Origin of the sequence: Coprococcus sp. BIOML-A2 (assembly GCF_009875795.1) — a bacterium.
Taxonomy (GTDB): Bacteria; Bacillota; Clostridia; order Lachnospirales; family Lachnospiraceae; genus Coprococcus; species Coprococcus aceti.
The window spans coordinates 89789-111945 of record NZ_WWSI01000006.1 but is presented as its reverse complement, the minus strand read 5'-3'; the positions used below and the strand labels follow the sequence as shown (position 1 = coordinate 111945).

The following is a 22157-nucleotide window of genomic DNA, read 5'->3' as shown; positions in this document are numbered from 1 at the left end:
TCAAAAACGGACAGAGATAGAAAGAAATCTATCCCGGTCCGTAATGTCATTGATAACTGTATTGCGAGTTTCCGGAGGTTTGCACCGTCAGTTGGACTTATTCCGCTCCGTAGAAAAAAGCTGTCACACGGTTCTTGACCTTGACTGCTTCCTTCGGGTGTAATCCCTTGAAAAATTCCACCGGAAGTTTGGTTGCCTTGGCAGCGATGATGCACGCATACTCCAAGGACATTTCCGGGAGGAATGTGAATGATCCGGTTCTGTCCAGAATCTTATTTGCTGCGATCATGTCCGCTGCTGTCAGATTGTCCAGTCCGCTCAGATCGATTTTATCATAGGTTTCGCCCTCGAATGTGTACGGCTTATTAAAAACTACCGTATACTCGTTCTCGATCACTTCTCCGTCTTTGTCCAATACCTCTACTGCTACCTCTGTTTTCTTTGTCTCTTTTTCCATCTTGCTCGTCCTCCTTGATTAACACTGCTTTCTGATTTTTGCCAGTAAATCCACACCATTGACCTTGTAAACGTTGTTGATCTTGTCAAGTTCGATTCTCTGCTTTCCGTCCAACTCAATCATGATATATGTGATCTCCACTGTCACTGCTGCGTCCATCGCTCCGCCCTGCTTCACGGTGCCGCCTGTGAGTTTCTTCTGTCGTCCACGTACAACTACTCTCATTCCCTTATAGTCAATACCGCCTGTGCTCTTGACTGTGAACTGCTCACTGGCTCTGAGTGTCAGATTCAGCGAAGTTGCCGGGGACATGAGTTTGAATGCGTCCTCATCGAGGATGCGGAACGGAATCTCCAGTTCCATGCTTCCGAACTGTCCGATGATTACTTCCTCGATTTCTCCAAGGATACCGGGACCGCTCAGTGTCTCGGTCATTCCCTCGAAGTCCGGCAGGGAGATTTCCCCTGTCAGACCCACGAGTGCTGTTCCGTTGTTGTAAAGGTTGAAGTTATTAATAACTCCGGGAATACCTAATGCGCCCATTCTTATTCACCTCCGTTTAATGCTGCGGATAACATATCCGGGTCAAATTCCAAAATGTTGAGGATATCCTCTGCAGGTACATACGGTGCGAGGTACTGGTGGAACTGGATCTTGCCGTTGAGGATGTCCGTTACCGGGTTTTCGTCCTCGCTGAATTCAATTCTCGCCCCTGCACACTTGCCCTGTGATACATAGGAGTTTCCTCTGATGTTCTCGCTGTCTACGATGGACTCGATGAGACGGTAGTTGCCCGGTTCATCGACCTTCTGCTTGTAGGTCAGAATGAAGCTGTTGCCCCACCATGAGAAAAATCTACGGCAGCAGAACCATCTGTCTTTCGGGTCTGTATTCGCCGGATAGCACGCTGTGTTGTTGCCCCATGACTTCCATCCGGAATCATTGATTGCGGTAATGATTCCCTGTCCGTTTAAGAGGTTCGCCTGCGGCTGATCCAGTGTTACCTCTGTTCCATCTTCCAGACAGAGACCAGTAATTCCGATCAGCTTATTGGAAGGGGAGAGGTTCGGCACATCATCGTTGCTTGCGTCTGTGTACGCTGTCAATGCTCCGAAGATAGCGGAATATGCATACTGCTTCGTTCCGACCTTTACCTGCGGCCAGAGAAGTGCTGCGTGCTTGTTGGTGTATCCGTTCTTATTCTTCCAGTCATTGCAGTCTGTGTACTTGGTTGCTTCTGCGGTGTCGATATCGAGGATGCATTCGCAAGTGAATACTCCGTTGATTTCCTCGCACTTTGCTGCAAGGGCGATACCTACATTCGGCTTCTGCGTCCATCCTGGTGCTAAGAGCAGACCCGGTGTCATGCTGAATTTCGGATAGATGTGGCGGATTAACTCCATACCAGTCTCTGCTCCGGTGCTTGCATTGTATCCACCGATGATGTCGCTCTCTGTTACGGCAGTCGGGTCGATGCTTGTGCTATTGACTGTGAGGGTCTTGGCTGATGCACCCTTGCCTCCTGCGGTTAATGTGATCACAAGGTATCCGTCATCATCGAATGTCGTGATGTAGTCCGTTCCGGCTGTGAGTGTGGCTTCGTTTGCCTTTACCTCTACGGTATCTGCGAGGATGCCTGCCACCTTTACTGTTGCCTGCATTTTCTCCACATTCACGGTCTGTTCCTCGTTTGCTTTCTTGTGTTTCTTCGGGTCGAGCACATTGATTAAGATAATCGGTGCGACATTGAGAACACGGAAGCAAGCGTCCATGCTCTGGCAGAGCGTGTAATTCTTGAAATCGTCACTGTATCCAACCTGCTCCACGGCTTCACTGAAACTGTAGGCGATCATCGGTACATTGGTTGCCTTGTACGGGTCGGCTGCGAGGTTCACAGGTGCTGTTCCGATGATTACCTGCAGTCCGGCTGTTCCTGTAACGGGTGCGACCAGGCTCGTTGCCTGCTCTTTTACCCTTACTCCATGATTGTAAGCCATTGCTTTTCTCTCCTTCCTTAAGCCTTATACTCGGCTGCTTTTTTATAAAATACATAAGCGGCACCGCTCTGTGATGCGATGTCTGCGTTCACGGCCGCCAGATTGCTGATCGGCACGACCAGATTGTAAATCGCAGGTTCTTTCTCCATTGCGGTTTTCAATCCGTCCGGCAGTCCGTTGTTGAAGAACTGATTGTGTGTTGCCACTCCCAGAATTGTTGGGCCGGCATACACCATCGTTTCCTGTGTCTTGGCTACCGTCTTTGCTTCCTGCTTGGCTTCCGCCTGCACTGCTTTTGTCTTTGCTTCGCTCATGCGAATCTATCCTCCTTCCTTATTGCTGCTGTTGCAAATGTCATGCTCGCTGCTCCGAAGAAGTAAGGGAATGATTCTTCGTCCTGCAGTGCCCAGTCGAATGGGTGCTGCTCATCATTCATAAAATAGAATTGCTTTGCGAGCATTGGTTCTTTCATGAACCGTTCCTGTATCTTCTGGATGATTCCAAGGACACCCTTGTGTCCGTTGTTTCCTGCGTCATCGTCAAAATATCCGATCAGCAGTGTGACGAACACTTCCTGCGGTTCTACACCGCCCTTGGCTTGCCCTGTTTCCACTCGGACGATCACATACGGAATCGGGTCCGGTGCATCTTCGTCCTGTCTGATGGGGAGGTTCTGCTCATAGACATTCATCTTGATGTACTCCCCTGCGGAATCCTTGAAGAGGTCATCCCTAAAAATAACCCCTATTTCCTTTACAAGTTCTTCCTGTAAAATCTGCGCCGTCATTTACTTGCCTCCCAGTATTTTGTCGATCTGCTTCTGGATGTTCTTCTGCAGGTTCTTTTCTATGTTAGGCTTTACGATGCCATATACCTTGGCTTCGTTTCCTACCATGGTAGGAATGGACGGACTGAGTAATTTCTTAAGTGGCAGCCTTGATGTTCCTTTTCTCTGAACTACAGAAACATGACCACTTCCGAATTTGGTAATAAAAGCCTTGAGGTTACCCTTTTGCAGACTTTTCAGTCCACTTGCTTTCAGTACCTTACCTCTGGCCGCATCTGTTGAAGTATTGTCTTTGTACTTGAAGTCCGCCAACTCATTCACTGCCCCTGTAATTTTCAGAGTGGCTGTCGGATTGGATGCCGTTGCGTTCTTCTGGGCGATAGCTTTCTTAAACCTTGGACTCTTTACCGCATAGGTTTCCTTGGCTTTGTCAGCCAGATCCTTTTTGGCATCTCTGGCGGTAGCATTCACGGCATTCTTCAATGCCTGCGGTGCTTTCGCTTTCATGTCCTTCAGTTTCAGTTCTATCCTCTGGAGTTGAGTCTGGTCGACTTCAAACTCTATCATTCCGCTCTGCAATCCCATTACTTCGTCCTGTTAGCCTCCATGGTTATTGTGTATACTCCGCCCTCGTCTGTGGAATCGGTTACCATGTACCTCTTTCCATCAAAGACAATCTGCCGACCGATGGCAGGCAGTGATCCGAAGTCATCCGCCTTGACATAGATTAGTTTCTGCTTCACATACACACCGTCCATGTTGGATTTCATCTTCTTTTCTCTTTCGATGATTTCATTGTCATCTACGAGAACCGGGATTTCTTTTCCGTCCACGGTGTGCATATCTGCGAATTCATCCACATTCATGAAGGTGTTATTCACATCGTCCTTCATGACTTCTTTGAATGATTTTCTAACCATTCTTTTTCGCCCCTTTACTTCGGGTCGGTGTCTTTGGCACTCTGCCGACTACATTCTCCGGGGTTTCTCCGTTCTTGGATTCCCCTGCCAGTCCTGCTGTGGCGGTGGCAGGAGTCGCTTTCGCTTTCTCCTGCTTGCCTTCGCTCCACACGGCTGTTCCTGCGTCAAGCCATGCCTGCACCATTGATTCATCGTCTGCCGGGAGGCTGTCTCCGACTTCATACTGGTGTGATCTGTAAAGGATAGGGTATGTTGCTACCAGTTCCATGGCTGCACCTCCTTATCCAATTTTTACAAGTACCTTTGCGTCTCCTGCGGCCGCTGCCTTGGCTGCGAAACCTGCAGGTGTGTATGCGACCTTGCTTCCGCTAGTCTCTCCGTTGTTCGCTGCGTCTGTGATGCCTGTCTTGTCGAAATAAACAGGCTGTCCGAATGCGATCTCGTTCGTTCCAGTCTTATCGAACTCAAAAACACCGCACACATGAAGGTCGCCTTCTGCTCCGGGTGCGATGTCAGTTCCTGCGATACCCACTCTGCCAGTAAGTTCTACGACTGTATTGGCTTCGATGGTGGATGATCCAGTATTTTTATAATCGAGGGTTTCCCCTCTCTGCCAGTAACTTGCTTTGCTCATGGCTGCATCCTCCTTCTGTTATGCTAACTCAATCGGGTTCTTTACTTCGATACCAGGGTTCTTGATTGCTCCACGGTAATCCATGACGCTGATACCCCAGTCGAGGTAGATATCCCATACGAATCCCAATGTGCCCGGAGTCTCCATTCTTCTGATTGTCGGGATCTCCTGTCCGTTCAGATAGTCAACCTCGATGAAGTCTGTGTCGTCCTTTGCTCCAAGTAACCACCAAGGCATTACATTTCCAAAACCACCGCAGAGTGCGTTGATTGTAGGATCTTCCACTACCGTGATGCTGTCCTTGTATCTGTAGAGCGGGTTCACTGCCTGTGTGTTGCCGGATGTGCTGATTGTCGGGCTGTAGAACAGCGTGTACATATCGAACATATATCCGCTCGGCACGATAATGATTGCAGGTCTGATGATAGTTGCTTCTCCGAACTGGTCTGTCTGGTTCTGGAGTGCGAGGATCATTCCCTGCACGGCTTCCTTCGTGATTCCTGTACCCTTTGCCAGTAAGTTGGAGTGTGCGCTGCTGAATAATGCAGTACCGTCATAAATCGCCGGGTTGTTTACGAGGATCTGGTAACACTGCTTATTCTGGGTCTTTCTTGCGCTCGCTGCGTACTTGGCAGGAATTCTGGTTACAAGATCGATATCATCGTTGATGAATGCCTGTCTTGTAAGCGTGAACTGGCGGCCGTATGTTTTCAGCTTTCTGGTCGGGAGTTTCTCATCTCCGAACACATCATGCTTTAACTCTCCACCCTCCGGCACTTCGAGGAACTCGCCTACCGGTCCTGCTAAGTAGTTGTTGTCGTGGGTCTTGAAGTCCTTAAGAGTTCCCTTCTTTGTCCACTGGTCGAATGTTACGGCTACAGTCTTGTGTCCTTCCACATATGCCTTGTTGATGGCATTGTCGAGGATAGCAGGGAACGCTGCTGTCGGATTGTAGAACTGTCTCTGTAACATACCGTAGAGTTCATCAGAGGATCTTCTGTTGAGTCCGGACTGTCCTTCATTGGTCAGACACTCAATGGCTAAGTCACGGAGCGTCATTCCCATCATCTGTCTTGCACCGTCTGCCGGTTTCTGGAGTTCCATCCCGCTTCTCATCACGATAGCGTCTGCTGCTGCCGCTCTGAACTTGTCCTCGGCACTTTCTGTGATACTCACTCTACCGTTTGCCGGAATCGGTGCACCGTGCTGTCTTACGTGCTCCAGTGCTGCTTCTCTTACGGAGTCCAGTGTCGCACCGCTCTCGATATAGCTTCTGGCTTCCATTCCGAACTCTCCGCAGAGTTCTGTGATGGAGCGGATTCTGGCTCTTTCTTCCTGGATTGCTCTCTGGGTGTCTGCTTCCGGGTTTGCCGGATTCTGCGGAGGTGCGTTTGCAGGCGGATTCATACCTCTCTGCTGCTGTTCCTCTGCTTCAATCTCTCCGTTCAGTCTCTCGATTTCTCTCTGAAGGGAGTCGAACTCTGTCTGCTCCTCCGCAGTAAGATCTCTGCCTGCTTCTTTGGCGGCATTTACGATTTCCTGCTGACGGAGCATTTTCTGCTGTCTCTGCTGCTTTTTGTTCATCGTCTGTTACCTCCTTGGTTGATGATATTTTTATTTATTTGAAGTTGCCTTTCGAACCAGTCTGTAGAGCGGCTCTGCGTTCCCTGCTCGGTTTCTTCCTCCAGTTCCCTGCCTACACCGACCGTTGGGTCCGCAGGCACGCTCACGATACTAATTTCGTAAGGTGTCCACTTTCTTGCGATGTCTGCCGGTCCTGTGAACCTGCCATCTGCTGACTGTTTGTTTGGCATTACTTCCTCCCATGAGTCTATCTGATAGCCTACGGACGTTGTTTTCAGCGTTCCGCTTTTGACTTTCTGATAGATGAGGTCTGCATCTTCATCGCTGTCGAATTCAACCTCTGCCATTCCACGCAAGTCCTCAATCCATGCCCGGTTTACTTTTCCAATGACACGGTTGCGGTCGTGGTTAAAGAGCAGCACACCAATTTCATTTAATCGTGTAAGGTCTACTGCTCCATCTGAGTGGTCGAGGATTTCTGTTCCCCACCATCTCTCGTATGGTTCTTCAGAGGAAAAGGAAAGAATGAACTTTCGCTCATTCCCCTCTCCTTCCATGGCTCTGATAGAATTAACTGTCAGTTCCCTAGTCGTCTGTTTTTCCTTCTTCCTCTGCTCCATCGCCTTCTTCTGATTCCTGCCCTGTTTCTTCTCCGGTTTGGTTTCCGTCTGTCTGCTGAGGATTGTCGGCAGGTGTTTCCTCATCCTCGTAGAGTTCTGCTGCTGTCTGGTCAAAAATCACACCTCCTAAATCGATACCCTTATCCTTTGCGTATTCGAGTACCTCTGCCATTTCATCTATCTGCTCTTTCCAGTCACGACCCTGTTCTGCGGCAATCTGCTTGAAGGTCTTTTGTCCTGTGTTCAGAGCAATCTTGTTTGCGTTTGCTTCCTTCTGAGGGTCAATCCATTTCTTCGGTGCTGTGATCCATGCGTGCTCGAAGTATTTATCCTTGTTATCCCAGAAGTCCTTTGCGTCCAGTTCCCCTGCGAGCCACAGCGAAATAATAAAAGTTTCATATATTTCGTCCATGACTTCCATCAGCATCTCTTTTTCCTCTGCGTAGGTCATGTCATCTTCGATGATGCCCTGTCTGGTTGAGGAGTAATTGCTCTCTGACATATCACGGCTTGTGGCTTCGTAACTGATGCCCTGTCCTGCTCCGACAAGTCTCTGCTGCAGCTTGATGTAACTCGCCGCATCCGTTGCCTGTCCGGTCGGGTTTACGACCTGTATCTCATCTCCGGCATTCAGTTCCTTTATCATGCCGGGTGCGATGGATTTGCCCTGGTAGTCCTGGTGCGGTCCCGGTACGCTGCCGTTCTGACGACCGATTCCGGTTGTCGGTAACTGCTTTTTGATGAATACTGAAAGACAGGCCGCTATTCGCTCTTTGACCGATACGGCTATCATGAATTCGTTAGCGTCTCGGATTCTTGTGATTGTCGGACTCATATCGGACATCTCACGCACCTGCGATGGGCGGTGTTTTGTGTATAAAAAAATGACATCTTTCGCATCCACATATACGGGATTTGAGAGTGCCATTCCGTCCACGGAATACTGTCTGATCCAGTACCCCATCGGCTTGTTATACTCATTCATTTCAATACCACCGACTACCTTGTTCCCCTTTTTCTTCGGGAGCATCTGCGAGTTGTCCAGTTCGTCCACCTCGAATGTCTGAAGCTTGAATGGGAGGTATCCGTCCTTGGTGTATCTCTTTATGATAAGGATTCCGCCATCAACCTTCTTTCGCTTCACGCACATTCTCATCATCTGCGTGAAGGACTGCGTTCCGGTCACATCGCAGTTCTGTTTCTTGCACCATTTCTTCCAGGCGGTCTGGATAATCTCGTTGGTCTTGTCGCTGCCTGTCTTTGCCTGCAGTGCGTAACCGCCGCCAATGACATTTCGCTTGTATGCCCCGATGACTGAATTCATCATGTCGGAGTTTCGCTCCAAGTCTCTGGCTCTGGCTCTGACATTGTCACGGCTGTACCGGTCCGTAAATTCTGCCGACTGGTTGAGTACCCTCCAGTTTGCATTGCCCCTGTCATAGTTGCCTGCATCGTAGTTCCTCATCTCAGTCAGACTCTGCCGCCATGCTTCCCTGCGTGCTCCCCACTCCGGGGATATAAAACCTATAATTCCATCTAACCAGTTCATGTTCTACCTCCCATCAAATACTGCGACATAGGTATCATCCAGTAAACTGGTTGAACCCTCTGCTGCAATCTGCGCTGTGAGGTCGTTCCTTAACTTGTAGAGCAGACTAAGGTCGGCACGGGTGAGCTGTCTCGTACCAATCTTGTAAGACTGGCCGCCTACGAGCACTGCGTAAATGGCATTATTTACTTCGGTCAGCATTTCCGAAGCATTGTAATTGGATTCTACTGCTGCCATGCTCTGCCTCCTTTATACCCATGACCCTTCGTTCTGACTGATCCAGTGTTCTTCCGGGGTGTACTGGGTTGTTTCCTGTTTCTTTGGTTGCTCATTTTCCTGTATCTCATTCAGATGCAGGGTTCGTACTCCGAGGATGTCTGCCGCTGCTGTTGCGTATACCTCGCAGTCCAAGTAGTGGTTGTCTGCGTGGGAGGTTTTCTGCTGCCATTCCTGTTTGACCTTGCCGTTTCCCATTTTGACATTCACTTTATGTTCCGCAGTTACCTGCTCTGCGTACTCTCTGTCACATCCCTGGTAAACCATCCATGATCCGCTGCCGTTCTTTTTCTGCATTCGTCCGGCGATCATGTCCTTATATTTTCCGGTGTCTACCAATACCAGATTCATGCCGTATGCCTTGCTGTCGCTCTTATTTACCTTGGACAGTTTGTAGTGCGACAGCATCGGGTTTGATGAACCCTTGCTTGGCAGTGCCCATTCTGAATTGTTGGCGCAGAAATCGTACACCGTATCTGCGTCATTACCGGAGTCGATCAGTGCCAGTGCTACGACCAGTGGTGTGCTGTCCGGCATCTGGTATTCGAGGTTCATGATTCTCTCTACTTCCTGGAATGAGAAAGCCTGTCCATGTGCTATGTTCTGGCTTGTGAGGTAGTTGCCCCACGCTCTGATGCTCCAGTACAGGCAGTTCTCCTGTACATCGACTCCTGCCGTGAGCAGTTTCGCCCACTCCGGCACTACCAGTTCCTCGTACTCGGTCTGTCTTTCCATGACGAGGTCTGCGTTGGTCTTTAGCTTGGTATCCTCCCACGGCTCTGCAAGCCATGAGTTGACGAAGTTCTGCAGCTTCTCCGGGTCGTCCTTACTGTCCAGAAATTCTTTTACAATCTCCGAAAAGCGAACAAATGGAGAGTACAAAGTGTTCATCCAGAATGCTACCTTGCGGACGAACTTGGTGTTTTCCTTGACCGTCCGCCACTCTCCCTTGCGGAGCATCTCCGGCTTGTCCTGGTCTGTGATTACGCATCCGCACTCCTGGCATACATAAGTTGCGAATTCTGCACGGTCTGCGTAACTCATCCCTTCCTCTTTGGGGAAGTGTATCTGCTTCCACTTGAGTTCGATGTATTCCCCGCAGTGCGGACATGGAACGAAGTAGTGCTTCTCTATGTCTGCATCTTCCTTGGCTTTCCAGATATGCCCTGTTTTCAGTGTCGGTGTGCTTGTGATGAATATCTTCCTGTTGTGGAATGTCTTGGTTCGTTCCCTTGCCAGACTGACAGGGTCGGCTTCCTTTTTGGATGCCCCCGGATATTTATCCACCTCATCGAGAAACAGGAATCGGATTGCCTTACTCGCAAGGCTTGATGGGGAGTTCGAGCCTGCCAGTGTCAGATACATTCCATCAAACTGTAATTCCTGCAACTGCGAGTTCTCATCAAACCTCTTTCGGAGTTCCGGTGCCGCTTTGAACATCGGCTGCAGTCTGTTCTCCGATATGGATTTTGCGAGCGTATCTGTCGGATATACGATCATGGTCGGCGCAGGGTCCTGTTGGACGATGTAACCTACCATGTTCTGGAGGCACTCTGTTCCACCTACCTGCGTAGGCTTCACGTAGACGATTTCCTCTGTCTCATAATTGTTGAACTCATCCATGATGCCTTTAAGGTATGGGGTGTGTTCTGTCCGCCATGGTCCCGGCATTGCAGAGGTCTTGGCATCCAGTACCCTGTACTTGTCTGCCCACTCCGATACCGTGATGTCCTCTGGTGGCTGTAGGAACTTTAAGGCTTCCTTCTGGTATTCTGTGACCTCGTATCTACGATACGGATTTCTTGCCACGCTTTTTCTTTTCCATTTCTTCCGGTGTGCAGCCTGCCACCACAAAGCTGTTTAATAACCGGATGATTTCTGCGTTCAGATCCTTTTCTATCGAGCGAATCTCCATCGGGTCGCAGTGACCGCTGATTCTGCCGGATAGTCGGCTCGGCAGGGATAATGCAAACTTTTTGAATGAAACAAAAAATCGGCTATAGTCCATCTTCACTTCCTCGATGTCGATGTACTTACCCGATGCGATTTCTGTCTTTAATCTATGCATTTCTCCCTGGGATTCCTTGAGGGCGATCTCTGCCTGCAGTTTCTGTTCCCTCAGTTCGGCTTCCTTTTCGGACTTGCTTTTTCCGTATGCCTTGTCTGAAAGGTATTTGACATACCTCTGAATGGTAGGTGCTAATTCATACCGATTCCCCTCTTTGGTCTTGGTTGTTGATATGATGCCCTCTTGAGTAAGCTGCTGCACCCTTCGCACCGTTACTCCGAACAGAGAAGCGATGACCTCTACACGGTAGAAGCCGCCCTGCTGTTCCTCTGCCATTCTACTTTACATCCTCTGCCGGGATTCGGACTGCCTGCTGCCCGGTGTAATCTTCCCACCGTTTCACGATCACATCACAGAATCTCTCATCCAGTTCCATGATGAATGCCGTCCTTCCCAGTTGCTCTGCGGCCATGAGGGTGCTGCCGCTTCCACCGAACAGATCCAGTACATTCCATCCGGACTTACTGGAATTGGTTATGAATTTTCCGACCAGTGCGATTGGCTTCATGGTCGGGTGTATGTCATTCCTTGTCGGTTTGTTCTCGTAAATAACAGAGGTCTGATCTCTGTTTTTCCTGCGGAGTTCTTCCAGATATGCCACAAGTTCGTTTTTCTTCATGGCACTGAAATCTATATCATCTTCCAGAATGACGGTATCCTGTGTCCTGTCATTGATGAAGTAATGCGCCGCACCCTCTTTCCATCCATACAGACACGGTTCGTGTCTCCACTGGTAGTCCTGTCTGCCGAGGACGAATGCGTTCTTTTCCCAGATTAAGCACTGGGCGAGTTTCAGTCCTGCGTCAAGGAATGCCTGTCTGAATATGTGCCCGGTACTCTCTGCGTGGAATACATAGATTGCTGCCCCGGCTCTCATAAATTCATAGGCACTCTGATAGGTTGCCAGTAAGAACGAATAGAAACTCTGGTTGTCCATATTATCGTTCTTGATGTGATTGATGTTGCGGTGTCCTTTGGCAGGGAGGTACTCATCGAGCATCTCTGCCTTGTCTCCGTAGTTGACATTGTATGGCGGATCAGTGACGACAAGGTCTGCGATTTCTCCATTCATCAGAACCGCCATGTCATCCTGCGATGTACTGTCTCCGCACATGAGCCTGTGTCTGCCCAGTAGCCACACATCTCCGAGTTTGGTTACTGGTTCGGCTTCCGCCTGCTCCAGTGCTTCGTCCTCATTGAAGTCATCGTCCACTGCTTCCGGCTCGATAGCGAGTTTGTCCACCAGTTCCGTGAGGTCGTTCTGCTCGAAGCCTGTCAGTGATATGTCGTAATCTCCGAGGTCGAGGTCAAGCAGGAGGTCTTTCAACTTCACTTCATCCCATTCGCCTGTAATCTTATTCAGTGCGATGTTCAGAGCCTTCTCTCTCTGCTTGTCCAGAGCCACCACGACCACGTCCACTTCCTGGTATCCGAGGTCTTTGAGGACGGTTGCCCTCTGATGGCCGCCTATGATAGTTCCATCCTCGTTTATGATGATGGGGTCAACGTATCCGAATTCTTCAATGCTCCGCCTTATTTTCTGGTATTCCGCATCGTCCGGGGTCAGTGCTTTTCTTGGATTGTATTCTGCTGCCTTTAAGTCAGCCAGTTTCCTGCGTTCAGTTCTCAGTTTCTGGTCCATTTCCAAGCCTCCTTCCCGCTTTGCGTAACGAAATGGTTAAAAATTTTTTTATTTTATCGGCAAAAAAGCCGCGCCTTCCTCGCCCCGCATTGCATTTTGGGTCTGGGTAGTACCTACGGCGATGCCGTGCCCCGCCTGCACGCAAAAGAGGACACAGCGCAGGCTCTGATGCCTTGTGCCATGTCCTCTCTGAGGGGAGCAAGTGGAGTGGTTGGGTGTGACCGTGTGGTCTGTCCCCTTGTGCTCCACGCTACTACTATAGCACACCTCGATGTACTCTTGTGTACTCTCTTGTTCTTTCTTCTGTGTGCTGTGCTTCTGTGTGGTGCTGTGCCCCTGTCCTGTGGTGTGCCCTGTGCCTTGCCTGCCCTGCCTGTGGTGTGGCTGCGTGGTGCTGTGTCTGTGGTGTGCGGGTGCGTCCTAACCCTGCTCTCCCTGCCCCTGTGGGTGTGTGCTACGGTGTGCCCTGTACTCCCTGTGTCTTGCCTGCCTTATTTTCTTGGGGTAATACCTGCCCTATATATGGGGTGCTATATGCGGGCCTTGTACACTCCCTATATACGTGCCCTATTTTTTTAGGCTTGCTATTTATGATCCGTTCTGTACATACAGTAAAAGCCGGCCCTTGGATTCCGAATGCGGATTTCCAAAAGTCGGCTTGAATTTTCGATGTTCTGTTTTTCTTTTTGCGGAATTTTCCCGGTAAAATTTCCGGCTTGATATTCTGCAATATATTAGCCTTGAATTATTCCACCTTTTCCACATCTCCTGTGTTTTTATCCACATTGTATTCTGCGTACTTAGTGCCTGTGAATAAATTCTCCGCATACTGTTCTTCGTCTTTGATGTGCTCGTATATTCTAACATTGAGCGTATCTCCTACGCAGGTTATGCAGGCTGTGGTATTAAGCGTGAAATTGACGACTGCATGGACTTCATTATCCGCCTTGAAATATTGCTTATAATAATCCGCTGCGTATTCCTCTGCTGATTTATCCCCTGTAACTTTTGCCAGTCTCCAATTTCCTGTCTTGTCATTTCTTACTGTGTCAGAGAATATGATGTCTACTCCATCAATTTCTGCGGGTTCGTCTTTTTCCTCTGTTTTTGGTTCGGTAGTTTCCGAAGCCTGTTCCGTGACCTCAGTATTCTGCTGCTCTGTCTGCTTTGGATTGCCATCATCCTTTTTATCATCGCTTGGCGATGCAATTATTCCGATGATGCATAAAACAATGATTGCGATCAGTACAATGCCGACCTTTTTTCGCTTCTTCTCTTTCATAAGAGACCTCCTTTTGGGGTAGAATTTTGTTTGTGCTAAATTGGCTATAAATAAGCCTTTTTGCAACTACAATTCTACCCCCCCCCCTACTCCGAAGTCAAGCAATTTCAAGGCTTTGAGGGTTCTTGGGAGGAGGCGAATTCCTGTAAAATTGACTGTACTTTTTTGTATGTAAGCAGCTTGTCAATTCCTGCGTTGTAGTATTTGTTGCACGGGGTCCTTGTCATGTTTGCTTCCTTGCACACCTGCTTCCAACTCAAGCAGTCAATGTGTCTGTATTCCAGTATGCTTCGTTCCGTGGAGTCCGTTGGTAAAAAATCCATGATCTTCATCACATTCAGCATGGTCTTTGCCATCTCTGCTTTCTGTGATTCGATTCTGTCCTCGATCTCCATTGCACGGATGACCTGCGTTGCCGGTCCGTCTCCTACGCTGTTGGTTTGGCTGCGTGGCACTGGGGAGTATTGCATCCCCTTTGTGCCGAGCATATTTTCTCTGAAAGTACGAAGTCTGGCTTCCAACTGCTTCTTTTTCATCTTGGCATAATAATATTGTCCGAGGTACTGTTTGAGAAGCAGTTTTTGTTCTTCTACCTCATTTGCCATGCTGTCTGGTGTCATAGTTTTCCTTCTTTCTAATCCCTGGGTTTGTCCTCCGCAAGGAAGTATGCTTTTCCGCCGAGTATCCTTACCTGCTTGAGTACCCGGTCTTTGTTCTCCCAGTCTCGTATCTCTACTCCACGCTCCTGCAGGATGTTTATCTGCATTTCTATGGATGAGAGCATTGCCGACACCGGAAGTTGTCTCATTACCTGCGTTGCGTCCGCCAGACTGGAATTCATCCCGAATGGCTTACGCTTTGGTTTACCTTTTGCCATTGTTTCCACCTCTTTTCCACCAGACTCCTCTTTTCATGCATTCACATCTCACGATGTAATACCAGAGGAAAAATCCGATGATTGTGTCCTCGTTACTCGGTCTGGTTGCTCCATAGAACCACAGTTCTAATCCTTGCCATAGCATACCGATCAGCAGCCACTTGAATGTTGCTTTCATGAGTGCGTACTCACGGATTTCGTTCTCGTTCATTTCTTGCCACCTGCCATTTCATGGATTATTGTGCGGACGACATGACCGATTACCTTCGGCTCATCCCAGTCGTCCGGTGCGCTTAATACGCACCCGCATATCTTATGCTCCCCGAACTTCTCCACATTGAATGGGCAGCCACCACATGATGGGTGTGTATACTCATAATCCGTTCCCTTGCCTTCGATTACCTCATGCGTGTACTTCCTGCAGATGGTCGCCGCTTCTGTCATAAACTTTGCCCAGTAGAATGCCCACTTTGCATTGATTGCCTTTTTGAATATCTTACTCTGCCTGCTGATTTTCTTTTTCAGTCTCATCCTCTGCCTCCTTTAATTTCTGCCCACACCACGGACAGTGCGGATATAATTCCCTGTCTTTTCTGTATGGATTGATTTTTCTGTATGGATTGATAACGGCTGCGTTTTCGCAGTTTGGGCATACCATCACAATATCTCCGAATGCTGCTTTCTGTATGAGTGGTTTCGGGATGTCTTTCTCGCTGATCGTTCTGTAGCATCTCAGCCTTCTCTTGATGATATTATGATTAAATTCCACACCGCAGCCATTGCCATCCCCGTACCATACTCCATGCAAGAACGGAATTCCTGCCCATTGCCCGATTTTGTCGCACATCACAATTCCGTATGCTTCCTCATCCGGACACCACACTGGCTGTCCTGCCATTTCCTTTAATTCCTCGATTGTCAATGGTTTCTGCTCCATCATCGCTCCTCCCATTCTTCACAATCCTTGCCGTCATTGTATGCCGTTTCTAATGCAAAGCCTTCTGCACTCTCATTGAAACATTGAAACTCTCCACAGCATTTTTTGTGCCAGTAACAGGTGCCGCAGCACTTATTCTCATTGTCCATCCTGTATCCCTCCTTCCCAGTTCCACAATCCCTGCTTGCCCCTTGCCGAAATTGGCTTGTTGAATAATATTGCATCTGCCATTACCCATGCGTACCTGCCGATGGTATAATCTCCGAATGCTAATTCTGCCGGATTCTCTCTTTGCAGTTTTCTTCGATAGGCTTCATCGATTTGGAAACAGTCCACGAGGTTTGCTTTTCCAACGATTACTCCTGTTGGTAGCTTATTGACCACTCCCGCTTTCTGGAAGTGTTTCAATTCTTCCATCGGGATATGTAGCAGGATTCCACTGTGATCTGTTTTGGCTGCGTGGATGAGGATTTCTCCACGATAGCTTGTTTTCCATGACCGTGTTTCGTTATGTTTCTGCCCAGTCGCCAATAGCGTTGCCCATGGTTGCCATACTGTTATTGCTTTCACGATTCTTTCACTTCCTTCTTCTGCATTCTTCTGTAATATGCCTTGATAATCTGTCTATATCTGCGCTTTGGCTTTTTGAGGATTATGATGTTGAGGTGTTCGTCAGACACCGCCATATCATTGACTGGCTTTATTTTTACTCTCATCTTCCGCTCACTCCCTTCTTTAAAGCGCACATGGTGCAGAGTCCTTTTGCTCCCTGCTCCTTGGCTACTTCTGCCAGTGGCAGTTCCCAACACTGTGCACCGCACTCCGGGCACTTGGTCAGCTTCCAGTCCTTGCGTCCTGTTGGCACATTTACCTTCAGCGGCATACAGTAATATCCGCCACGGTCAGTTGCTTTTCTCGGTTCGATTGCTACTCTCATTCTGTTTGCTCCCTTGCTATTTCTGTGTCAGTTCCGGCAGCAGGATTTCTGCTACTTCCTTTTCCGAAGTGACTACCCATGCCCTACCGCCTGCCTTGCGGATCTGCTTTATCGTCTGCTCCTGCATCTTACTCAGTACCCCGATGAATGGCCGCTTGACCTCGAATCCGTAATACCTGCCATTGATGATGCAGGTAATGTCTGGGATTCCCTGTCTGGAGTACGGGCCGGCTGCTTCTTTCCATGCGATGGCATTTGGTGCGTTATCCTTTATCCAGTCGAGGATTTTCTTCTGGAAGTAGCTTTCCTTTGGCATCTTCTCCCGGATGAATTTGTCGGCCGCTTCCCTGGTGCTTATGCCCTTATTATGCTCTATGGTATAGTCTTGCAATTCTTCGTAGGTTCTGAAGGAGGTATAATCCAGTTTTCCTCCACGCATTACATGGCGGATTGCTTCCTCTGCTGTTGGGTCTGGATACCCTTCTGCGTTCTTTGCTGTCATCGTCTGCCTCCTTAAAATCTGGCGGACACTCTCCCTGTGATGTGGAGTTTTCCGTTTTTCTCTACTGCATTGAAGTATCGGTGTCCTTTTGCCACCTCTGCCGCCAGTTCGTCTGTGAGTGTGACGATTCTACGGTAATTGCCGCTCTTGGTTGTGATGAGTACTCTTTCTCTATCCCACACTGGCTGATTGTTTTCTCCCATGATGACTTTCTCTACTCCATCTTCCACTACCAGTTTCGGTACTGCTTCAATCTTGATGATCATGTCTCTCCATCTCCTTTTCGATTTCTTCTTTATGTTCCTCGTAAACCCTGCACTCAGTACAGGGTTTTTCCGGCTCTACGCATTTGTCCGAAAGAATGATACAAAACCACGGCAGGCTTCCTTTGCGCTGCTTCTTGGCTCTGGCTCGCTCTCTCATCTGGGACAGCAGTTCCATCATGCTCATACTGGTGTCGCCTCCTCAAATACTGGGGCGGTTGCCTCCTGCATGGTCGGCTGATCTGCGTATTCCGCTGATCCGTTGTCTGCGTATGCCAGCTTGTTCCCCTCATTGTTTTCCATGAAGTGACTTGCCTGTGTGTCTGCGGAATGCAGTGCCCAGATCATCGGGTATCTGTCGATTGCATTGTTGAATGATAAGGTGTCGGCTTCGGTGTATCCCATGTGCCATCTGATTGCATATCTTTCTACTGGCTGAAGCTTCATATATTCCTCGATCATCATTACAGACTTTTCTCCGTGACCGTATGGAATCTTGTCGTCCACTGCGAATGCTTCGTACTGCTCCCACTTCCCACCTACCTTGCGGTTTCTGATTTCCGTTGTGTAGAAGTAGGTCTTGCAGATGTCATGGAGCAGTGCCATGATGATCACATTTTCCTCTGTCACTCTGGCTGCCGGAACTCCTGCGACCTCGTATGAGTATGTGCCGTCATCGTTCTTTGTGAGGTTCGCCCTCAGTGCATCCAGTACATTGAGTGAGTGCTGCAGCAGTCCGCCTGTCACTGAAAGGTGGAATCTGGTACTTGCAGGTGCTGCGTACATATCACTCTTTCTGATAAATGCCATCAGCTTGTCCACTCCGTCTCTTGTTACCTTTGTCATCTCTGCTTCAAATCTGTTGATGTTTGCCTGTCTGTTATCCATTGTTTTGCTCCTCCTGTTCTACTGCATCTGGTCCTTCGCCGTATTCTTTGGCACATCTTTTACTGTCTGGGTGTAAAAACATACACGCTCCCTCTGTTATTTCGCACTCCCATCCGTGGTACTCATCTGTTGGTATCGCTGCTTTGCATCCCATCTGCTTCCTCCTTATTCTTTAATCCCTCAGCCAGAATGTGGCACGCTCCGGCTGTGATGATCATTCTGCTTTCTGTTTCCCACTCTGGTTTCTTCTCCCAGATGTTCTGTTCCTGGTCTACAAGGAACTCTTTTGTCAGATCGTTATAAATCTTCGGTGGCGGTCCGTCCTCATCGAAGCACTCCGGTGCTGCGTATAAACAACAGTGTTGTTGCCAGTAAGGTATCCACAGATTCCAGACTGCTATTCTGATTTCTTCCACCACCTGTAGAAATTTCTCGACACTGTATTCCTTGTAGAGTGTCCTGCCGAGTTCCTTGCCTGTTCCGGCTCTCCGTTTTTCCTCAAGCATTTCCTGTATCTGCTTTATGAGAACTTGTCCGGCATCATCGTTTTTTATAACGATGTCCTGTCTGATTCTCCTGCCGGAGATCTGATCCGCTACTTCCTTGATGCTATCCTTTAGTTCCCGGTACGGTTTCTTGTACTTGGTCTTTAGGAGTTCCTCTGGCACATTCTCGTCATTCTTTTTCAGTGTCTCCAGTAGCGATTTCAGCTTTTCTTCATCCTTTTGGATGCTTTCATCTTCCATTCGCACCACCCTTTCTGTCTCCGAACACCTAATGCTCCATTTTTCTACCGCACACCTACGTGTTCATTTAGGTGTGCGGTGTGAAACCCTTGATTTTACTGGCTTTATCGGGGTTACTAAACACCTAACACCTAATTTTTGAAATACACCATGTTTTTTTAGTGATTTCTGTGACTAACCCTTCATGCAGTCACACAATTTTCCGTAAATACAATAAAAATAGTGATTTAGGTGTTTTAGGTGTTTAGATGTTATTAAAAGCCTTGATTTTACTGGGTTTTTTACTAAACACCTAACCGAACACCTAACTAAACACCTAATTTTAGGTGTGCGGTTTTTTAAGGTTTTTTATAACTTTTTAGCGATTTTGGTCACATAATTTCCAGTCACACAATTTTTTCTGCTCCATGGTTTTTGTGACTAAATCGCAAATTCTGTGACTAATTGAACGGCAGCTTATCTGCTTCCTCATCGGGTATGGTCTGCCATCCGTCATTTGTTCCCGGCAGACTCATCTGCTGCGGTTTCATCTGCTCTGCGATTTCTTCCTCCTCCAGTAGCGGGTCCTTTTCCTCTGCGAGGTCGCCCAGGTGGAATTCCACGAAGCGACAGTTTCGGTTGTTGAACCATTTTGTCACTGAGTTCTTGGTGCTGCCATCCTTAAGGACTGATACTCCGATCAGACCCTTATCTGCGAGGTATTTCAGTGTCTTTCTGGATGAGTACCCTGCTTTCGTGAGTGCCTGCGTCAGCATGGATGGGAAGATGTATGCGTTCTTGTTCTGGATCATGCCAAGGCACGTTCCGAAGGCTTTCTCCCCGAAGCTGTCCTTGTTTGACAGTATCCAGTCCACGATGTACTGCGTGGCATTCTCGTTTACATCTCCGGTGTCTGCGTTCATCTGCTCCTGCAGGATGTTCCTTGCCATCTCTTTGGCTCTTTCCCATGATTCCGGGTCGATTTGCAGGTTTTCCGTGTTTGTTTTGGCTGATTCCGTATCAAATTCTCCATTTTCGTACCGTTTCAGCCATTCTCCGTTATTAAATACCCATGTGTCGATGATTGCGTCTGCCAGTGCCACCGCTGCGATGCCCGCTATGTGTGATCCGCTCTTTCCTTTGCTGATCTGGTATACATACTGCATCATTTCATCGTATTTTTCCGTGATGCTTCTTTCGTCTGTGTGCAGGAGCATTCCGATGTAAGCCGGCCCTGCCCATCCGCAGTTCATTCCAGACTGCTGATGCATGACAGAGGCTTCCCTCTCATCGTCAAATGGTCCGCCGTATATTTCAAGCACACGGGTGCTTACACCTGTCTGCGATGTTTCTGTTGATAGTGGTTCTTCTCCGGTTGCCAGTGCCACGGTTCTCCATGTCTGTGTTGCCTGGATACCGCCGCTCTTTGCACCTCGTATCTTTCCTGTACCACTGGCGATCATGTACACGATTTTCTCCAGTGAGTTCTGGTTATTTCCTGCCAACTGTCGCTCATCAATTCCGAGCGGAAGGTCGCAGTAAAAGGATGCGGTTCTCTCCAAGCCTACCTGTGTTGCGTTAAAATTTACCATCAGTCTTTCCGGGTCGCCCCATACGGAGAGTGCTGCCTTAAGTGCTGCGGTCTTTCCGCCTTTTGAACCGCCCCAGTTGTACACGAAGAATATTCGCTGCTTTATGATCCGCAGGAGCGGTGCTGTGAAACTGGCCGCCAATATGAACCGGAACTTGTCTCTGCTTCGGTGTGGCTTTATCATTTTGAGCCAGTCCGCCATTGTTCCGTTCTGGCAGTATGCCGCTGCCATGCCCCTCTGCGATGGGTCAATGTCCAGAACGATATCCTTGTCATGCCCCGGCACGAACCGCTTTCCGGATTGCCATCCGAATGTACTTGTGGAGTCTGCTTTCTTTATGATGTCTATGTTCTCGGCTTCCAGTGCCGCCAAGAATTTTACGATGTGCTTTGCATTCTCCGATGTGACGGTGCATCCTAAGTCTGCCAGTGCTGTGATGGCTCTGGATGTGAAGATGGTGCTTCGTGGGTAGATTGCCTTGTGCCACTGCCCATCCCTCTTGAATGCTACCTCTATCTTCTCCTCTCCTGTTTCCATGCTCCGCAGTCGCTGCGTGATAATGATCGGGGTTCTGCATACCATGACTGGTGCATACTTCTTTTCATCGATCACACTGATTCCCTTTTCTGAATAAATCCAACCTTCCGGCTGCCTTAAGTTCACAGGTGCTCCCTCGACCGCTTCTGGGATGTTATCTTCCTCGATGTCTATCTGCTCTGCGTTGCTGATTGCTTTTCGGATCTTCTCGGCCGCTTCCTCTTTGCCATACTTCATATAAACTTCCGATGGGTCCTTGCATCCGAGTGTTCGACAGCTCCATTTGTATACTTCTCCTACGAACTTTCCTTCCCGGAGTGCCCTTGTGACTTTTGCGAGGAATGCTTCCCCACCCTTGTCCGGCTCTACATGGATGTAAAGTTTCAAATCCTGCAGGACTCCTGCCCAGTCTGCTCGCATCATGGACGCTCCCGGTATTCCGAGTGTGCTGATTCCCATGTACCACATGGACTGGGAATCGCTCTCGCCCTCGACCAGTGCTGCGTATCCGATATTCCTTATGGCTTCTATCTGCCATAATCCATACATACACAGCCTGTCTGTCTTTCCATATTCCCACCGGAACTGCTTTCCGCCGTATCTCTTACGGTGCAGTGCCAGATTTCTTTCTGCATCAAAGTATGGTATGTATAAATACTGGACTCCGTTTCGGTCTTTCTTTGTCTGCAGGCAGCATTGCTCTTTCAGCCAGTCCTCTGGGAGACGCTTCTCGAATGAATACTGGGACACGGTGTAGTGATCCAGTCCTGGTTTCTTCTCTTTTGGTTTCTCCTGCGGCTCATTCAATGCTCCATACTTTTCCAGTATCTGCTTATAGGCTTCCTTGGTATCCAGTCCATTCAGCTTTGCATAAAATGTGACGAAGTTTCCGCCCTCATCCTCTGCGAAGCAGTGCCACATTCCGGTCTTTAAGTCTACCGAGAATGAATTTGCACGGTCGTCATGGAACGGACACAGACCTGTGAGGTTGTCGCCTGTGATCTTGTGCTTTTTGATAACGGAGCAGTATTCAGTTTTATAATCTACCAGACGGTCTAAATCGACCTCCGCTGCCTGCTGCAT

The 22157-nt window shown here is 48.7% G+C and carries 33 protein-coding genes; all 33 read right to left on the bottom strand.

Annotation, left to right across the window (positions count from 1 at the left end; translation table 11 throughout):
- Nucleotides 1-97 precede the first annotated feature (97 nt).
- Nucleotides 98-457 (bottom strand): phage tail assembly protein, encoded by a 360-nt coding sequence (locus tag GT575_RS12910; RefSeq protein ID WP_008396661.1) that lies wholly within the window; start codon nucleotides 455-457, stop codon nucleotides 98-100.
- Between the two features lie 18 nt (nucleotides 458-475).
- Complete coding sequence (locus tag GT575_RS12905; RefSeq protein ID WP_008396663.1) at nucleotides 476-1000, bottom strand: phage major tail tube protein; 525 nt, start codon at nucleotides 998-1000, stop codon at nucleotides 476-478.
- Between the two features lie 2 nt (nucleotides 1001-1002).
- Nucleotides 1003-2454: a phage tail sheath family protein gene (locus GT575_RS12900; protein WP_008396664.1), complete on the bottom strand. Its 1452-nt coding sequence runs from the start codon at nucleotides 2452-2454 to the stop codon at nucleotides 1003-1005.
- 17 nt (nucleotides 2455-2471) lie between these two features.
- The gene (locus tag GT575_RS12895; RefSeq protein ID WP_008396665.1) at nucleotides 2472-2768 is read right to left on the bottom strand and encodes a hypothetical protein; all 297 of its coding nucleotides are present in this window, start codon (nucleotides 2766-2768) and stop codon (nucleotides 2472-2474) included.
- Nucleotides 2765-3241 carry a hypothetical protein gene (locus tag GT575_RS12890; RefSeq protein ID WP_008396667.1) on the bottom strand — a complete coding sequence of 159 codons (477 nt, stop codon included), beginning with the start codon at nucleotides 3239-3241 and terminating at the stop codon, nucleotides 2765-2767. The genes GT575_RS12895 and GT575_RS12890 overlap by 4 nt, the downstream gene beginning before the upstream one ends.
- Nucleotides 3242-3826 carry a phage tail protein gene (locus tag GT575_RS12885; protein ID WP_008396668.1) on the bottom strand — a complete coding sequence of 195 codons (585 nt, stop codon included), beginning with the start codon at nucleotides 3824-3826 and terminating at the stop codon, nucleotides 3242-3244.
- Complete coding sequence (locus GT575_RS12880) at nucleotides 3826-4161, bottom strand: hypothetical protein (protein WP_008396669.1); 336 nt, start codon at nucleotides 4159-4161, stop codon at nucleotides 3826-3828. Before GT575_RS12880 ends, GT575_RS12885 begins: the two co-directional genes overlap by 1 nt.
- Nucleotides 4154-4429 (bottom strand): hypothetical protein, encoded by a 276-nt coding sequence (locus GT575_RS12875; protein ID WP_055180314.1) that lies wholly within the window; start codon nucleotides 4427-4429, stop codon nucleotides 4154-4156. The genes GT575_RS12880 and GT575_RS12875 overlap by 8 nt, the downstream gene beginning before the upstream one ends.
- A 12-nt stretch (nucleotides 4430-4441) precedes the next feature.
- Nucleotides 4442-4795: a DUF2190 family protein gene (locus tag GT575_RS12870; protein ID WP_008396671.1), complete on the bottom strand. Its 354-nt coding sequence runs from the start codon at nucleotides 4793-4795 to the stop codon at nucleotides 4442-4444.
- Nucleotides 4796-4813: 18 nt separating this feature from the next.
- A complete protein-coding gene (locus GT575_RS12865) occupies nucleotides 4814-6379 on the bottom strand; it encodes a phage major capsid protein (RefSeq protein WP_161172171.1) in 1566 nt (521 codons plus the stop codon).
- The gene (locus tag GT575_RS12860) at nucleotides 6376-7083 is read right to left on the bottom strand and encodes an HK97 family phage prohead protease (RefSeq protein WP_243147899.1); all 708 of its coding nucleotides are present in this window, start codon (nucleotides 7081-7083) and stop codon (nucleotides 6376-6378) included. The genes GT575_RS12865 and GT575_RS12860 overlap by 4 nt, the downstream gene beginning before the upstream one ends.
- Complete coding sequence (locus tag GT575_RS12855) at nucleotides 6965-8548, bottom strand: phage portal protein (RefSeq protein WP_161172170.1); 1584 nt, start codon at nucleotides 8546-8548, stop codon at nucleotides 6965-6967. The genes GT575_RS12860 and GT575_RS12855 overlap by 119 nt, the downstream gene beginning before the upstream one ends.
- A gap of 3 nt (nucleotides 8549-8551) precedes the next feature.
- Nucleotides 8552-8785: a hypothetical protein gene (locus GT575_RS12850; RefSeq protein ID WP_055180308.1), complete on the bottom strand. Its 234-nt coding sequence runs from the start codon at nucleotides 8783-8785 to the stop codon at nucleotides 8552-8554.
- Between the two features lie 12 nt (nucleotides 8786-8797).
- Entirely contained in the window at nucleotides 8798-10633 is a 1836-nt protein-coding gene (locus GT575_RS12845) for a phage terminase large subunit family protein (protein ID WP_008396678.1), read from the bottom strand.
- Entirely contained in the window at nucleotides 10611-11168 is a 558-nt protein-coding gene (locus GT575_RS12840) for a hypothetical protein (RefSeq protein ID WP_008396679.1), read from the bottom strand. Before GT575_RS12840 ends, GT575_RS12845 begins: the two co-directional genes overlap by 23 nt.
- Nucleotide 11169: 1 nt before the next feature.
- Entirely contained in the window at nucleotides 11170-12534 is a 1365-nt protein-coding gene (locus tag GT575_RS12835; RefSeq protein WP_008396680.1) for a site-specific DNA-methyltransferase, read from the bottom strand.
- A 745-nt stretch (nucleotides 12535-13279) separates the two neighbouring features.
- Nucleotides 13280-13816, bottom strand: a complete 537-nt coding sequence (locus tag GT575_RS12830) for a hypothetical protein (RefSeq protein WP_161172169.1) — start codon at nucleotides 13814-13816, stop codon at nucleotides 13280-13282.
- 107 nt (nucleotides 13817-13923) lie between these two features.
- The gene (locus GT575_RS12825) at nucleotides 13924-14436 is read right to left on the bottom strand and encodes a hypothetical protein (RefSeq protein ID WP_055180297.1); all 513 of its coding nucleotides are present in this window, start codon (nucleotides 14434-14436) and stop codon (nucleotides 13924-13926) included.
- A 14-nt stretch (nucleotides 14437-14450) separates the two neighbouring features.
- Nucleotides 14451-14693, bottom strand: coding sequence for a hypothetical protein (locus GT575_RS12820; RefSeq protein ID WP_008396686.1), 243 nt, complete (start codon nucleotides 14691-14693; stop codon nucleotides 14451-14453).
- On the bottom strand, nucleotides 14680-14904 hold the full coding sequence (locus tag GT575_RS12815; RefSeq protein WP_008396687.1) for a hypothetical protein: 225 nt from the start codon (nucleotides 14902-14904) through the stop codon (nucleotides 14680-14682). Before GT575_RS12815 ends, GT575_RS12820 begins: the two co-directional genes overlap by 14 nt.
- Entirely contained in the window at nucleotides 14901-15224 is a 324-nt protein-coding gene (locus tag GT575_RS12810) for a hypothetical protein (protein WP_161172168.1), read from the bottom strand. Before GT575_RS12810 ends, GT575_RS12815 begins: the two co-directional genes overlap by 4 nt.
- Nucleotides 15190-15633, bottom strand: coding sequence for a hypothetical protein (locus GT575_RS12805; protein ID WP_161172167.1), 444 nt, complete (start codon nucleotides 15631-15633; stop codon nucleotides 15190-15192). The genes GT575_RS12810 and GT575_RS12805 overlap by 35 nt, the downstream gene beginning before the upstream one ends.
- Entirely contained in the window at nucleotides 15630-15779 is a 150-nt protein-coding gene (locus GT575_RS12800) for a hypothetical protein (RefSeq protein WP_161172166.1), read from the bottom strand. The genes GT575_RS12805 and GT575_RS12800 overlap by 4 nt, the downstream gene beginning before the upstream one ends.
- Complete coding sequence (locus GT575_RS12795; RefSeq protein WP_161172165.1) at nucleotides 15769-16200, bottom strand: ASCH domain-containing protein; 432 nt, start codon at nucleotides 16198-16200, stop codon at nucleotides 15769-15771. The genes GT575_RS12800 and GT575_RS12795 overlap by 11 nt, the downstream gene beginning before the upstream one ends.
- Entirely contained in the window at nucleotides 16197-16346 is a 150-nt protein-coding gene (locus tag GT575_RS12790; protein ID WP_158576213.1) for a hypothetical protein, read from the bottom strand. Before GT575_RS12790 ends, GT575_RS12795 begins: the two co-directional genes overlap by 4 nt.
- Nucleotides 16343-16567 (bottom strand): alanine racemase, encoded by a 225-nt coding sequence (locus tag GT575_RS12785; RefSeq protein ID WP_161172164.1) that lies wholly within the window; start codon nucleotides 16565-16567, stop codon nucleotides 16343-16345. Before GT575_RS12785 ends, GT575_RS12790 begins: the two co-directional genes overlap by 4 nt.
- A gap of 16 nt (nucleotides 16568-16583) precedes the next feature.
- Nucleotides 16584-17069, bottom strand: a complete 486-nt coding sequence (locus GT575_RS12780; RefSeq protein ID WP_161172163.1) for a VRR-NUC domain-containing protein — start codon at nucleotides 17067-17069, stop codon at nucleotides 16584-16586.
- Nucleotides 17070-17080: 11 nt separating this feature from the next.
- Complete coding sequence (locus tag GT575_RS12775; protein ID WP_161172162.1) at nucleotides 17081-17335, bottom strand: hypothetical protein; 255 nt, start codon at nucleotides 17333-17335, stop codon at nucleotides 17081-17083.
- On the bottom strand, nucleotides 17319-17519 hold the full coding sequence (locus GT575_RS12770) for a hypothetical protein (protein WP_008396701.1): 201 nt from the start codon (nucleotides 17517-17519) through the stop codon (nucleotides 17319-17321). Before GT575_RS12770 ends, GT575_RS12775 begins: the two co-directional genes overlap by 17 nt.
- Nucleotides 17516-18220 (bottom strand): HD domain-containing protein, encoded by a 705-nt coding sequence (locus tag GT575_RS12765; protein ID WP_161172161.1) that lies wholly within the window; start codon nucleotides 18218-18220, stop codon nucleotides 17516-17518. The genes GT575_RS12770 and GT575_RS12765 overlap by 4 nt, the downstream gene beginning before the upstream one ends.
- On the bottom strand, nucleotides 18213-18374 hold the full coding sequence (locus GT575_RS14965) for a hypothetical protein (RefSeq protein WP_182426837.1): 162 nt from the start codon (nucleotides 18372-18374) through the stop codon (nucleotides 18213-18215). The genes GT575_RS12765 and GT575_RS14965 overlap by 8 nt, the downstream gene beginning before the upstream one ends.
- Entirely contained in the window at nucleotides 18343-18966 is a 624-nt protein-coding gene (locus GT575_RS12760; protein ID WP_161172160.1) for a hypothetical protein, read from the bottom strand. Before GT575_RS12760 ends, GT575_RS14965 begins: the two co-directional genes overlap by 32 nt.
- Before the next feature lie 440 nt (nucleotides 18967-19406).
- The gene (locus GT575_RS12755) at nucleotides 19407-22157 is read right to left on the bottom strand and encodes a DUF927 domain-containing protein (RefSeq protein WP_161172159.1); all 2751 of its coding nucleotides are present in this window, start codon (nucleotides 22155-22157) and stop codon (nucleotides 19407-19409) included.